The 12951-nt window shown below is 68.1% G+C and carries 17 protein-coding genes and 2 tRNA genes; 16 read left to right on the top strand and 3 right to left on the bottom strand.

Going from position 1 to position 12951, the window contains the following annotated elements; genetic code table 11:
* The first annotated feature begins 1 nt into the window (after position 1).
* The 14 genes from cydB (at position 2) to HZU84_RS05890 (ending at position 8756) form a co-directional block, all read left to right on the top strand.
* On the top strand, positions 2–1144 hold the full coding sequence (gene cydB, locus HZU84_RS05955; RefSeq protein WP_149503492.1) for a cytochrome d ubiquinol oxidase subunit II: 1143 nt from the start codon (positions 2–4) through the stop codon (positions 1142–1144).
* Positions 1145–1171: 27 nt separating this feature from the next.
* Entirely contained in the window at positions 1172–1792 is a 621-nt protein-coding gene (petA, locus tag HZU84_RS05950; RefSeq protein WP_149503491.1) for a ubiquinol-cytochrome c reductase iron-sulfur subunit, read from the top strand.
* Between the two features lie 12 nt (positions 1793–1804).
* On the top strand, positions 1805–1936 hold the full coding sequence (gene cydX, locus HZU84_RS05945) for a cytochrome bd-I oxidase subunit CydX (RefSeq protein ID WP_149503490.1): 132 nt from the start codon (positions 1805–1807) through the stop codon (positions 1934–1936).
* A complete protein-coding gene (locus HZU84_RS05940) occupies positions 1933–2220 on the top strand; it encodes a cyd operon YbgE family protein (RefSeq protein WP_149503489.1) in 288 nt (95 codons plus the stop codon). The genes cydX and HZU84_RS05940 overlap by 4 nt, the downstream gene beginning before the upstream one ends.
* A gap of 21 nt (positions 2221–2241) precedes the next feature.
* Positions 2242–2877: an MBL fold metallo-hydrolase gene (locus HZU84_RS05935; protein WP_149503488.1), complete on the top strand. Its 636-nt coding sequence runs from the start codon at positions 2242–2244 to the stop codon at positions 2875–2877.
* Between the two features lie 50 nt (positions 2878–2927).
* Positions 2928–3365: a DUF302 domain-containing protein gene (locus HZU84_RS05930; protein WP_149503487.1), complete on the top strand. Its 438-nt coding sequence runs from the start codon at positions 2928–2930 to the stop codon at positions 3363–3365.
* Positions 3362–4288, top strand: coding sequence for an NAD(P)/FAD-dependent oxidoreductase (locus tag HZU84_RS05925; RefSeq protein WP_244954478.1), 927 nt, complete (start codon positions 3362–3364; stop codon positions 4286–4288). Before HZU84_RS05930 ends, HZU84_RS05925 begins: the two co-directional genes overlap by 4 nt.
* A 54-nt stretch (positions 4289–4342) precedes the next feature.
* Positions 4343–4774 carry a group II truncated hemoglobin gene (locus tag HZU84_RS05920; protein WP_149503486.1) on the top strand — a complete coding sequence of 144 codons (432 nt, stop codon included), beginning with the start codon at positions 4343–4345 and terminating at the stop codon, positions 4772–4774.
* On the top strand, positions 4771–5319 hold the full coding sequence (locus HZU84_RS05915) for a hypothetical protein (RefSeq protein ID WP_149503485.1): 549 nt from the start codon (positions 4771–4773) through the stop codon (positions 5317–5319). The genes HZU84_RS05920 and HZU84_RS05915 overlap by 4 nt, the downstream gene beginning before the upstream one ends.
* A gap of 74 nt (positions 5320–5393) precedes the next feature.
* Positions 5394–5807, top strand: a complete 414-nt coding sequence (locus HZU84_RS05910; RefSeq protein ID WP_149503484.1) for a DsrE family protein — start codon at positions 5394–5396, stop codon at positions 5805–5807.
* Positions 5808–5874: 67 nt separating this feature from the next.
* A complete protein-coding gene (locus HZU84_RS05905; protein ID WP_149503483.1) occupies positions 5875–7218 on the top strand; it encodes an NAD(P)/FAD-dependent oxidoreductase in 1344 nt (447 codons plus the stop codon).
* 14 nt (positions 7219–7232) lie between these two features.
* Entirely contained in the window at positions 7233–7580 is a 348-nt protein-coding gene (locus tag HZU84_RS05900) for a hypothetical protein (protein ID WP_149503482.1), read from the top strand.
* Positions 7577–8494 carry an alpha/beta hydrolase family protein gene (locus tag HZU84_RS05895; RefSeq protein WP_149503481.1) on the top strand — a complete coding sequence of 306 codons (918 nt, stop codon included), beginning with the start codon at positions 7577–7579 and terminating at the stop codon, positions 8492–8494. Before HZU84_RS05900 ends, HZU84_RS05895 begins: the two co-directional genes overlap by 4 nt.
* A 61-nt stretch (positions 8495–8555) precedes the next feature.
* On the top strand, positions 8556–8756 hold the full coding sequence (locus tag HZU84_RS05890; protein ID WP_139330908.1) for a hypothetical protein: 201 nt from the start codon (positions 8556–8558) through the stop codon (positions 8754–8756).
* A 123-nt stretch (positions 8757–8879) separates the two neighbouring features.
* Here the strand turns inward: HZU84_RS05890 and HZU84_RS05885 are convergent.
* A tRNA-Arg gene (locus tag HZU84_RS05885) sits at positions 8880–8956 on the bottom strand.
* 96 nt (positions 8957–9052) lie between these two features.
* Between HZU84_RS05885 and HZU84_RS20935 the strand changes: the two genes are divergently transcribed.
* Entirely contained in the window at positions 9053–10603 is a 1551-nt protein-coding gene (locus tag HZU84_RS20935) for a methyl-accepting chemotaxis protein (protein ID WP_149503480.1), read from the top strand.
* A 67-nt stretch (positions 10604–10670) separates the two neighbouring features.
* Here the strand turns inward: HZU84_RS20935 and HZU84_RS05875 are convergent.
* Together HZU84_RS05875 and HZU84_RS05870 are read right to left on the bottom strand one after the other, a co-directional pair.
* Positions 10671–10747: transfer RNA gene (locus tag HZU84_RS05875), tRNA-Pro, on the bottom strand.
* A gap of 26 nt (positions 10748–10773) precedes the next feature.
* The gene (locus HZU84_RS05870; RefSeq protein WP_149503479.1) at positions 10774–11724 is read right to left on the bottom strand and encodes a carbohydrate kinase family protein; all 951 of its coding nucleotides are present in this window, start codon (positions 11722–11724) and stop codon (positions 10774–10776) included.
* 218 nt (positions 11725–11942) lie between these two features.
* On the opposite strand from HZU84_RS05870, the gene HZU84_RS05865 reads away from it, so the two are divergent.
* Positions 11943–12941 carry a sugar ABC transporter substrate-binding protein gene (locus HZU84_RS05865; RefSeq protein WP_149503478.1) on the top strand — a complete coding sequence of 333 codons (999 nt, stop codon included), beginning with the start codon at positions 11943–11945 and terminating at the stop codon, positions 12939–12941.
* Positions 12942–12951 lie beyond the last annotated feature (10 nt).

The following is a 12951-nucleotide window of genomic DNA, read 5'->3' as shown; positions in this document are numbered from 1 at the left end:
CATGATCGACTATCCGACCCTCAAGATCATCTGGTGGCTGCTCGTCGGCGTGCTGCTGGTGGGCTTCGCCATCATGGACGGCCACGACATGGGCGTGGGCACGCTGCTGCCCTTCGTCGGCAAAGGCGATGAAGAACGCCGCGTCGTCATCAACACCGTCGGCCCGCACTGGGACGGCAACCAGGTCTGGTTCATCACCGGTGGCGGCGCCATCTTCGCGGCCTGGCCGCTGGTCTATGCCACGGCCTTCAGCGGCTTCTACTGGGCGATGCTGGCGGTGCTGTGGGCGCTGTTCTTCCGCCCGGTGGGCTTCGACTACCGCAGCAAGATCCACAACGCCACCTGGCGCAGCACCTGGGACTGGGGCCTGTTCGTCGGCGGGGCGGTGCCGCCGCTGATCTTCGGCGTGGCCTTCGGCAATCTGCTGCAGGGCGTGCCCTTCGGCTTCGACGACTATCTGATCAGCACCTACACCGGCACGTTCTGGCAGCTGCTCAACCCCTTCGCGCTGCTGGCCGGCGTGGTGAGCAGCGCGATGATCACGATGCACGGCGGCACCTACCTGGCGCATCGCACCGAAGGATCCATCCAGCAGCGCGCCGTGCGCGGTGCGGTGGGCGCGGCGCTGGTGATGGTGCTGGCCTTCGTCGGCGCCGGCCTGTGGCTGAAGTTCGGCGACATCGAGGGCTATGTCATCACTTCGCAGATCGATCCTGCCGCCCTGCCCGACCCGATGTCGAAGACCGTGGCACGCAGCGCCGACGCCTGGTGGCTCAACTATCGCCAGCAGCCGCTGCTGTGGCTGCTGCCGGCGCTGGGCATCGCCGGCGCGCTGGCCGCTGCCACGCTGGTGGCGGCGCGGCGCACGCTGAGCGCCTTCATCGCCTCGGCGCTGGCCCTGGTGGGCGTGATCGGCACAGCCGGCGCGGCGATGTTCCCGTTCGTGATGCCGTCGTCGAGCCAGCCCAACGCCAGCCTGACGGTGTGGGACAGCGTCTCCAGCCATCTCACGCTGGGCCTGATGTTCTGGGCCACGCTGATCTTCATGCCGCTGATCGTGTTCTACACCGCCTGGGCCTACCGGGTGATGCGCGGCAAGGTGACCGCGGAACACATTCGCGCCAACGAGCACACCGCGTACTGATCCCTGTCTCGACCTACGGAGCACGTCATGAACCCATCACTTCCCGTCGCCTGCCCCTCGATCGACACAGCGCCACATGATCCCGAGAAGCGGCTGTGGCTGATCGCCACGGGCGTGGCCGGCGGTGTCGCAGCCTTGACCACCGCCGTGCCCTTCGTGTCGACCTTCGCGCCCAGCGAGCGCGCCCGAGCTGCCGGCGGCCCGGTGGAGGTCGACATCTCCGACATTCCCCCCGGGGGATCCAAGACCGTGGAATGGCGCGGCAAGCCGGTATGGGTGGTGCGGCGCACACCCGAGATGATCGCGGCGCTGCAGGGCCACGACGACCAGCTGGTGGACCCGCAGTCCGCCCAGGCCCAGCAGCCCGACTACGCGCGCAACCCGGCGCGCGCCGTCAAGCCCGAGGTCTTCGTGGCCATCGGCATCTGCACGCACCTGGGCTGTTCGCCCAGCAACGCGCCCCAGGGCGGCAACAGCCCCAGCCTGCCGGCGGACTGGCCGGGCGGCTTCTTCTGCCCCTGCCACGGCTCCACCTTCGACGGCGCCGGCCGCGTCTTCAAGAACAAGCCGGCTCCGACCAACCTCGAGATTCCGCCGCACCGCTATGCGGGCGACACGCGAATCCTCATCGGCGGCGACGCTGCCTGAAAGGAAAGAGTCATGTGGTACTTCGCCTGGATGCTGGGGGTCGGCTTCGCCGTGCTGCTGGCGATCATGAATGCGATGTGGGGCGAGAACGAGGCTGCACGAGCACAAGCCACTCGCGACGGTGATGACGGAGCCATGCAATGAACACCGTGCACGTGCCGGTGCCCACGCCCTCCCGGATCCAGTGGCCCAGCCTGACAGTGGCCCTGTTGATCATGGTAGGCGGCACGCTGTACCCCCCGCTGATGGCCGATGCAGCCGGCAAGGCCGACCACAACCTGGCGATGGCGCTGTTCTGGGCCATGAGCGCGGGTTTCGTGCGCGGCGTCGGCTTCGTGCCGCGACGTTGGATCTGGCGCGCCATCTTCTCCGGGTGGGCCTGCGCCGCGGCGCTGCTGCTGGCCGCCGTGCTGAAGCTTCAGCACTGACAAGTGCCCAGGGAGCGATCCATGTACTTCCGACTCCTGCACGACGAACGCAGCGGTGCGGTGAGCTACCTGCTGGCCGATCTGGATGCCGGCGAAGCCGTCTTGATCGACCCGCGCGGCGCCGACGTTCCCCTGCTGGGAGCGATGCTCGACGAACACCAGCTGCGCCTGCGCTGGCTGCTGCGCACCCATGAGCACGACGCGCTGCTGACGGGCGAGGCCGCGGCGCTGGATGCGCTGGGTGCGCCCCGCATCCAGCACCACCTTCCCGCCGCGGCGGCAGCGGCAGCGGGCGAGGCCGAGCATGGCGTGCTGACCTTCGGCAACGAGCATGTCCAGGTGCTGCAGACACCGGGCCACACCGCCGGATGCCTGAGCTACCTGTGGCGCGACCGCCTGTTCTGCGGCGGCCTGCTGGCCGTGGACGCCTGCCCCTTCCAGCCGCGTCCGGCCCTGCCCGAGGCCTTGTGGGACAGCGTGGTGAACGACGTCTTCAAGCGGCCGGCCGAGACGCTGCTGTTCACCGGCCATGCCCAGCGCTCGCGTGCCGTCTCCAACGTGCTGGAACAGCGGCGCTGGCATCCCTGGTTCGGCGGCGCCACGCGCGACGAGTTCCTGGCCCGGGTGCGTGAGCTGCCTCTCGCCGAGCCCGCCTGACCCGCTCTGACCTTCACCCCAACACCGCCCCAACACCGAGCATCGAGCCCATGACCACCGCCTACGCCCTCACCATCGACCTGCCGCAGCCTCTGCCCTCTGCCATCGAGACCTTGAGGGCGGCACTTGCGGCCGAGCACATGGGCATCGTCAGCGAGGTCGACGTGCAGGCCACGCTCAAGGCCAAGCTGGGCCTGGACAGCCACCCGCAGAAGCTGCTGGGCATCTGCAGCCCCAAGGTGGCCCACTCGATCCTGAGTGCGGAGCCCGACATGGGCGCGATGCTGCCTTGTGGCTGTGGCGTCGCCGAGGCCCGTCCCGGCGTGACACGCATCGCGCTGCAGGACCCGGCGGTGATCGCGGCAGCCACCGACAACGCCGCCGTGCACGCCGCCTGCGAGACGGCCACCGCCGCGCTGCAGCGGGTGGTGGCGCGCCTGGCCAACGGCAATGAAGGCACGGCCAGCACAGCAGCGAACGCCTCATGACCGCTCGCAGCAACCCCGCCCACATCACCGTGCTGGGCGACGGTGGCCGTACGGTGCACACGAGCCTGGGCGAAGTGACCAACGATGCACTGGTCATCGCCACCGGCGGTCGCTTCATCAAGAGGCTGCCGGGCATCGAACACGCGATCACGCCCTGCGAGGGCATCACCGCGGCCGAGCGCATCCGCGACCGCCTGCGCGAGATGCAGGGCGGCACCATCGCGGTCGGCTTCGCCGGCAACCCGAACGAGCCGACCGCGGTACGCGGTGGGCCGATGTTCGAGTTTCTCTTCGGCATCGACGAGCAACTCCGGCGCGAAGGCCGGCGCGAACGCTTCGAGATCGTCTTCTTCAACCCCAGCACCGAGCCCGGTAACCGCCTCGGCCCCAAGGCCGTGAAGCACCTGCTGGGCGAGATGGCGCGGCGCGGCATCCGCACCCACCTGGGCTACAAGCTCAAGCGCTTCGACACCGACAAGGTCGTGACCGAGGGCGGCGAGTTCGCCGCCGATCTGATCCTCTTCATGCCCGGCATGACGGGCAACGCATGGTTCGACACCACCGGCCTGCCGCGCTCGCCCGGTGGCCTGCTGCAGGCCGATGCGCAGTGCCGCATTCCCGGCACCGAGCGCGTCTACGTGGTGGGCGACTCGGGCAGTTTCCCCGGCCCCGACTGGATGCCCAAGCAGGCGCACATGGCCGACCTGCAGGCCGCGGCGGCAGCGGAGAACCTGCTCGCCGACCTGCAGGGCAAGCCGTCCAGCGCCACCTTCAAGGTCGAGCTGATCTGCATCGTCGACGCCGTCGACCACGGCACGCTGATCTGGCGCACGCCCGAGCGCAACTGGCTGCTGCCGTCCACCCGTCTGTTCCATTGGGCCAAGCGCGGCTTCGAGTGGAACTATCTGCGTCAGTACCGGTGATCTGCCGCTGATTGGCGCTTGAACTTGCCGCTGAACCTGGAAACCCGACACACCATGACCGAAGCCCTGGCCGAAACTGCAGTCGCGACCGACAGCGTCTATGCCCGATTGGGCGGCGCATCGGCGATCCGCGCCCTGGTGGACCGCTTCTACGCGCTGATGGACGAGCTGCCCGAGGCCTACACGGTGCGCCGCCTGCACCCCGAGAGCCTGGTTGGCAGCGCGGACAGCCTCTTCAAGTACCTGAGTGGCTGGTTCGGTGGGCCGCCGCTGTACATCCGCGAGCGCGGCCACCCCCGACTGCGCATGCGGCACGCGCCCTACGCCATCGGCGTCATGGAGCGCGACGAGTGGATGCTGTGCATGCGGCAGGCACTGGCCGAGCAGGTGGCTGACCCAGCATTGCGTGAAGCGGTCGAGCGGGCCTTCACCGGCATGGCCGAGCACATGGTCAACACCGGCAACGCCGCACGGTACCCGCGATGAACCCGATGAATCCCCGCCAGCCTGGCATGCGCGCCGCCTGGGCCACAACCCTGACCGCGCTGATCTGTGCCGTGGCCTTGTCCTTGCCGCTGAGGGCAGATGCCGCGCCACTGACGGAAGGCTCGGCCATGCCCACACTGAGCCTGAACGACCAGCACGACAAGCCGGCTGCTGTCAGCTCCCAGACACGTTGGGTGATCTTCACGTCCGAGAAGCCGGTCAGCGACATGGTCAGTGCCGTGCTCGCTGCCGAGCCCGCCGGTGTGGCCGAGCGTATGCGCCTCGTCTACGTGGCCGACATCAGCGGCATGCCGGCGCTGGTGACCCGCATGTTCGCCCTGCCCAAGTTGCGCGAACTGCCCTTCCCGATCGCCCTCGTCCGCGAAGGCGCTCATCTCGCGCAGGTGGCCGACATCCCGCGCGTGAAGGGCGCCGCCACCGTCCTGCGGCTGGACAACGGCCGTGTGGCCCAGGTGGCCACGGTCCGACTGGCCGATGAACTGCGCACGCTGCTGGGCTTGCCTGCGAAGCCGACCACACTTTGACCAGCTTCAGCAAGACGTTTTTCTTTTCAACCCTGTTCCTCAACCCTGTCCACCCACCCCTGGAGTTCTGACCCATGAAGAAGTCTCTGATCATCGCCGCCGCCCTGCTGTCCACCGCCGCCGCGGTGCAGGCCGAGGAGCTGTTCGTCAACATCCACTCCGGCAATGCCATGGCGCAGGGCGCCGGGCTGGTGCTCGCGGGCCAGGCCCTGGAGCAGAAGGCCACGGTGCGGGTGCTGCTGTGCGACGCGGCCGGCGACATCGCGCTGACCGGCAAGGACATGCCCACGCTCAAGCCGCGCAACGTCACGCCGCAGCAGATGCTGCAGGGCGTGATCAAGGCCGGTGCGAAGGTCGAGGTCTGCGCCCTGTACCTGCCCAACACCGGCAAGCAGGCCAGCGACCTGATCGCCGGCGTGACCCCGGCCAAGCCGGCCGAAGTGGCGGCCCACCTGCTCAAGCCCGGCGTCAACACGCTGGCCTTCTGACCCCACCTCGAACAGCGCAGTCCACTGCGCGTCCGGGCCGGACCGCGGCCCCCACAAGGAGACAAGCATGAAGCAGAACCGCCCCACATCTGGCATGGACTCGTCCCGCCGACGCTGGCTGCAAGCGCTGACGGCAGCACCGGTCCTGGCAGGTGCCGCCGCAGGGCCGGCACCCGCGCGTGCCGCCGTCAAGACATCGGCCCGCATCGTCATCGCCGGCAGCGGCCTGGGCGGCATCGCCGTGGCCAACCGGCTGTCACGCATGCTCGATGGCGCGAAGATCACCATCATCGACCGCAAGGAAGAGCACAACTACCAGCCCGGCTACACGCTGGTGGCCACCGGCGTGTGGCCGGTGGAGAAGGTGCGCGACCGCAACGCCGACTACCAGCCTGCCGGCGTGGAGTGGGTGAAGGACATGGTGGCCGGCTTCGACCCGGCGGCCAACACCGTCGTCACTGCGGGTGGCCAGCGAATCCCGTACGACTTCCTGGTGGTGGCCACCGGCGTGCACCTGGACTTCGCGCAGATCGAGGGCATGGATGTCGGCGCCATCGGCACGGACAAGGCACCAGGCCTGGCCAGCGTCTACCCCAGCCCGCAGGCGGCACAGGCCACCTGGGCGGCCATGCAGGCCTTCACGGCCAAGGGCGGCAACGCCGTGATGACGCTGCCAGCCACGCCGCTCAAGTGCGCCGGCGCCCCCTTGAAGATGAGCTTCATGCTCCGCGACCGCCTCTTGAAGGCGGGCACGTTGGGCAACTCGAAGATCAGCTTCCAGTCGGCGCTGGGCAATGTCTTCGGTGTCAAGGTGGTCAACGACAACGTGCTGGAGCGATGGAAGTCGCTGGGCATCGATGTCGAGTTCTCGCGCAAGCTGGCCGCCATCGACATCGGCGCGCGCCGCGCCACCTTCGTCTCGCCCGAAGGCGAGAAGCAGGAGATGCCCTATGACTTCATCCACGTCGTGCCGCCGATGCGCGCGCCTGACGCCGTGAAGAACAGCGAGCTCGCCTGGAAGGAAGGCCCCTTCGCCGCCGGCGGCTGGCTGGAGGTGGACAAGAGCACGCTCCAGCACCGCCGCTACCCCAACGTGTTCGGCATCGGCGACATCAACGGCACGCCGCGCGGCAAGACCGCGGCCACGGTGAAGAAGAGTGCGCCGCTGGTGGCCCACAACCTGGTGGAGGTGATCGCCGGTCGCCAGGCCGACGAGACCTTCGATGGCTACACCTCGTGCCCACTGATCACACGCGAGGGCTCGGCAATGCTGATCGAGTTCGACTACGAAGGCCGGCTGACACCGTCGCTGCCGATGATCGAGCCGCTGAATGACAGCTTCTTCGCGTGGTTGATGAAGTACCGCATGCTCAAGCCCGCCTACATGGCGGTGCTCAAGGGCCGGGTCTGAACAGGAGAGACGACATGTACGAAATCTGGCTCGTGATGAACATCGTCTGGGAGATCGCGCTGGGCCTCTGGCCACTGCTGGCACTGGGTGCCCTGGCCTGGCTGGTGCTGATGATGCGGGCAGGGCGTCGGTCGATGGCGCAGTGGCGCAGCGCGCTGCCTCTGGCCGCGAGCACGGCAGCACTGGCTGCGGGAATCGGCTTTGTGGTGGTGCCGGCGGCGACGCGTTCTTCACTGCAGGAACTGACCTACTGGGTCGACTGGGCGAACCTGGCTGGCATCTCGCTGGGCATGGGCGCGGCCGCACTGGCCTTCGCCTGGCCAGTCATCACGCTGCGGCTTCACCATCCGGACACGCCATGAACCTGCAGACCGTGCCTCCGCCAGCCACGCGCCGTCTGCCGCGTGCGTGGCGTGCCCTGCTGCATGTCCTGCTGCTGCAGGGTCTGCGACCGACGCGCAGGCCACCGCCGCGCAACAGGTGGCTCGACCAGCAGCACGGCCAGGCGCTGACCCCGTTTGTCGTGCACGGCGCACGCGGTCAGCGCCTGGCCTGCTGGCGAGCCGAACCTCAGGGCGTCAGCACCGAAGAGCCCGTACCGGTGGTCGTGGCGGTGCACGGCTGGGGATCCCATGCCGCCATGCTGTCATCGCTGATCGTGCCACTTGTGGGCGCCGGCATGGCGGTGGTGCTTTTCGATGCGGCCAGCCACGGAGACAGTTCCCGCGAGGCCTTCAGCTCGCTGCCGCGTTTCGCGGAGGATCTGGCCGCGGTCCTGGAGGCGCTGCGCCGCTTCCCGGCGCTCGACACGCGCCGCGTCGGGCTGCTGGGCCATTCTCTGGGCGGTGCGGCCGTGCTGCTGCACGCGGCGCGCCATGGCGAGGTGAAGTGCGTCGCCAGCCTGTCGTCATTCGCCCATCCCCAGGAGGTGATGGAGCGCTGGCTTCGAGCGCATCGCATTCCCGGCCGCTGGATCGGCGCAGCCATTCTCGAGCATGTGCAGGAGGTGATCGGCGAGCGCTTCGATCACATCGCACCCGAGCGCCAGATGGCACGGATCGGCTGCCCGGTTCTGGTGGTGCACGGCGCCCAGGACCAGACGGTGCCGCTGTCAGACGCACTCCGACTGCATGAGGCGCTGCCCCGTGGCCATGGCAGGCTGCTGATCGTGGACGGCGATCATGATCTGCGGGCACCGCTGGTGCATCGCATCGATGAGCTTGTGGACTTTCTCGGCATGCATCTCGGGGTCAGGGCGGCGGCCGCACTGGCATGATGCTGGGCTCTCCCATCCTGGCGGTCCTTCCTCCATGGGCCGCCACAACTCCAAGGACTCCATGAAAGTCGACATGCACATCGTCGAGGCGGTCACCGGCCGCTGCACCGTCGAGCGGATCCGCGGCCCGCGCCGCGAGCTGCGCGCCCAGGTCCGGGCCTGCGTTCGTCGCGAGGGCGTGGCCTCGGCCTGGGCCTGGGCCACCAAGCCGCTGGCCCAGCAGAGCCAGAGAATGCTGGAGTCGGCGGACGCCGATCTCTGACCACTGACCACTGATCGGGTCGCTCCAGCGATCCAATGCGCGAAGCCCCTGGGGGAGAGTGATCTCCCAGGGGCTTCGTGCTTGTGTTGGGCGGATGTTCTGGCACAGGGCCAGCAAGCCGACTGGCCTGCCCGGAGGGACTCGAACCCCCGACCTGCTGCTTAGAAGGCAGCTGCTCTATCCAGTTGAGCTACAGGCAGAGCCCTGCATGATACCACCGGGGTTCAGATCCGCATGAATCTGCCGATACCGGAAAGCACGTTCAACCAGTGTCGATCACGGCAGGAACAAAAGACATGGCTCTCTGGCCCGCACCCGGCGTGACACGCCGCCAATATCTCTTTTCCATGCTGACGGTGACGCTGATGGCTGGCACGGCCGGCTTTTCATACTGGAAGCTCGGCGAAGCCAACGACATCGCCCGACGGACCGAAGCGGTGCGCACCGCGCAGCTGCGCGAGATCGCCCAGATCGAGCTGTATGTCACCCAGTCCTCGCTGCAGCTGCGCCACGGCATGCTGGCACGCAACGCCGACGAACGTCAGGCGGCGATCGACGACATCCTGAAGCGGCGCCAGCTCATCGAGCAGTCGACTGCCAGCTACGAGAGCAAGCTCTTCAGCGAGCAGGGGCGCCAGCGCTTCTCGAGCATTCCGGGCCTGATGAAGGCCTTCTGGACTCATGGCGAAGGCAATCTGGAGCTGGTGCGGCAAGGGCGCAGGGAGGAGGCATTCGCCTACCTGGTCGACCACACGATTCCTGCACGCAATGCGCTGCTGGCGGCCCTGCAGGACAACGTCGGCTACCAGGATGCGGCGCTGAAGAACGAGATCGAGCAGATCAACCAGGCGGTCAACCAGACCCTGACCGTGCTGCTGGCGATCCTGGCACTGCTGGCTGCAGGCATGCTGTGGAACATGGTGCAGCTCGGCCGCACGATGAGCCGGCGGGTCGAGGAGAGCACGCGCATCGCCGAGCGGGTGCGCGACGGCGATCTGGCCACCCCGGTGACCGACCGCGAGCATGACGAGTTCTCGCCGCTGCTGCGCGCGCTGCAGGAGATGCAGGCCTCGCTGACGCAGATCGTGAGCGGCGTGCGCGGCAGTGCCGAGACGGTCGCCCAGGCCAGCAACCAGATCGCCGAGGGCAACAACGACCTGAGCCGGCGCACCGAGGATCAGGCCAGCGCGCTGCAGCAGACCGCCGCAACGATGGACGAGCTGAGCAACACCGTGCGTACCAACACCGGCCATGCCCAGGAAGCCACCCGGCTGGCCCAGGATGCGGTGCAGATCGCCACCGGCGGCGGCACGCTGATGCGCGACGTGGTGCAGACGATGGACGGCATCAGCGAGTCCTCGCGCAAGATCGGCGACATCATCGGCGTGATCGACTCGATCGCCTTCCAGACCAACATCCTGGCGCTGAATGCGGCCGTGGAGGCTGCGCGCGCCGGCGAGCAGGGCCGGGGCTTTGCGGTGGTGGCCAGCGAGGTGCGCAATCTGGCGCAGCGCTCGGCCGAGGCGGCGCGCGAGATCAAGAACCTGATCTCGACCAGCGTCGGCCGGGTCGAGCAGGGCTCTGCGCTGGTGGGCCGCGCCGGCGCGACGATGGAAGACATCGTGCGCTCGATCGAGCGGGTCAGCAGCATCGTCGCCGACATCAGCGACGCCAGCCAGGACCAGAACGCCGCCATCGAGCAGGTCGGTCAGGCGATCACCCAGATGGACCGCAGCACCCAGCAGAATGCCGCGCTGGTCGAGGAGAGTGCCGCCGCCGCGCAGGACATGCGCGAGCAGGCCGGCGGCCTGCTGCAGGCGGTGGCCTCGTTCCGCACGCCGGCCTGAGGCCTGAGTCGCTGGCCGAAGCCGGCCGCAAACGAAAACGCCCCGCATGGCGGGGCGCTGGATTCGGTGGTCGGGGTGGTGGGATTCGAACTCACGACCCTCTGCTCCCAAAGCAGATGCGCTACCAGACTGCGCTACACCCCGACGAAGACCGCGATCATAGCAAATTCTCAGACCTGGGCGCGCAGCTCGGCGCGGCGCGGCAGATCCGGGCCGCGTCGGGTGCAGGTGATCGCCGCAGCCCGGGCGGCGAAATCGGCCACCCGACCCACTTCATCGGGCGTGATGTCCGCCAGCGCCTGCGGCGACAGCCGCCCGATCTCGGCCAGCGCGATCAGCGTCGCGGCCTGGAAGGTGTCCCCGGCGCCGACGGTGTCCTGCACCGTGACCTTCGGCGCGGCGACCTGCACCCGCCCGGCCCTCGTCCAGGCGAAGGCGCCCTCGCCGCCGCGGGTCATCATCACCAGCGCCACGCCGGCACCCAGCCAGCGCTCGGCCAGCGCCTCGATGTTCTCGCCCGGGTACAGACGCTCGAAATCCTCGTCGCTGAGCTTGAGCAGATGGGTACGCGAGGCCATCCACTCGATGTGCTCGCGCCAGACCGCATGCGAGGGCTCGACATTCAGGCGCACGTTCGGGTCGAAGGAAATGACCGTGTCGCGGTGGCGTGCCTCGACCAGCGCACGCAGCGTCGAGCCGATCGGCTCGACCACGCAGCCGTAGGAGCCGAAGTGGATCGCCGCGACCTGGGCCGGCAGCGCCGCCAGATGCGCGGGCAGCAGCTGGCGGTCGGCGCCGCCGTGGCCGTAGAAGCGGTAGCTCGGCACGCCGGCGGCATCCACGCCGACCAGGCTCAGCGTCGTCGGTGCGTCGCAGCGCACCAGTGCCTCGGTCGAGATGCCTTCCTGCTCGATGCTGGCGAGGATGCGGTCGCCGAGAAAGTCGCGCGAGACCGCGCCCAGGAAGACCGCGCGGCCGCCCATGCGCTGCACGCCGGCGGCGACATTCAGTGGCGAGCCGCCCACGACGGCATCCAGGTGCAGTCCGTTGGGGGTCGTGCCGTTCTGGAACACATCCAGCAGGGATTCGCCACAGATGACGATGGGCAGGCTCGCGCTCATGGGTCTTGTCCGGTTCTTGTCCTGTTGAGGAGGCGACGCAATGGTTTGCGTGTCGTGTGGGCAATCATCGTCTCATTTCAGGCTCGGCAAGACACTAGGGAAAGCACTAAATCAAGCTAGTTGATTTAATTAGTCCCAAGGACAAGAATTCATCCCACACCTCACCTCACCACCGGGCCTGCCAAGCGGGTCGTTCCTAGCGCAACGGAGACAACACCATGAAGCGTCTTTCCACCCTGAGCATCGCCGCCGCTCTGGCCTGCATGGCCTCGTCGTCGATGGCGGCCGAGCCGGTCATCGGCCTGATCACCAAGACCGAGACCAATCCCTTCTTCGTCAAGATGAAGGAAGGCGCCCAGGCCGAGGCCAAGAAGCTCGGCGCCAAGCTGCTGAGCGGCGCGGGCAAGACCGACGGCGACAACGCCGGCCAGGTCACCGCGATGGAGAACATGATCGCCGCCGGTGCCAAGACCATCCTGATCACCCCGAGCGACTCGAAGGCCATCATCCCGGCCATCAAGAAGGCGCGCGACAAGGGCGTGATGGTGATCGCGCTGGACAGCCCGACCGATCCGGTCGACGCCACCGATGCGCTGTTCGCCACCGACAACTACAAGGCCGGCGTGCTGATCGGCCAGTACGCCAAGGCCGCGCTGGGCGGCAAGGCCCCGGTGATCGCGACGCTGGACCTGTTCCCCGGCCATCCAGTGGGTGCGCAGCGCCACAACGGCTTCCTGCAGGGCTATGGCCTGCAGTCCTTCGACGCGAAGAACAACGAGCTGGCCAAGCCGGCCGAGGTGGTCTGCATGGCCGACTCCTTCGGTGACCGCGCCAAGGGCCAGACCGGCATGGAGAACTGCCTCCAGAAGAACCCGAACATCAACCTAGTCTACACGATCAACGAGCCGGCCGCTGCGGGTGCCTACAACGCGCTGAAGGCCGCCGGCAAGGAAAAGGATGTGGTGATCGTGTCGGTCGACGGTGGCTGCGATGGCGTCAAGGACGTCGCCGGCGGCAAGATCGCCGCGACCTCGCAGCAGTACCCGCTGAAGATGGCCGCCATGGGCGTGGCCGCCGGCGTCGAGTACGCCAAGACCGGCAAGAAGGTCAGCGGCTATGTCGACACCGGCGTGACCCTGATCGCCGCCAAGCCGGTGGCCGGCGTCGACAGCAAGGACACCAAGGTCGGCGTCGACCTGTGCTGGGGCAAGAAGTGATCTGACGGTG

This window comes from Sphaerotilus sulfidivorans (assembly GCF_013426975.1).
GTDB lineage: Bacteria > Pseudomonadota > Gammaproteobacteria > Burkholderiales > Burkholderiaceae_C > Sphaerotilus > Sphaerotilus sulfidivorans.
Note: the sequence above shows the minus strand (reverse complement) of the source record. Positions and strands in the feature narration are given on the sequence as shown.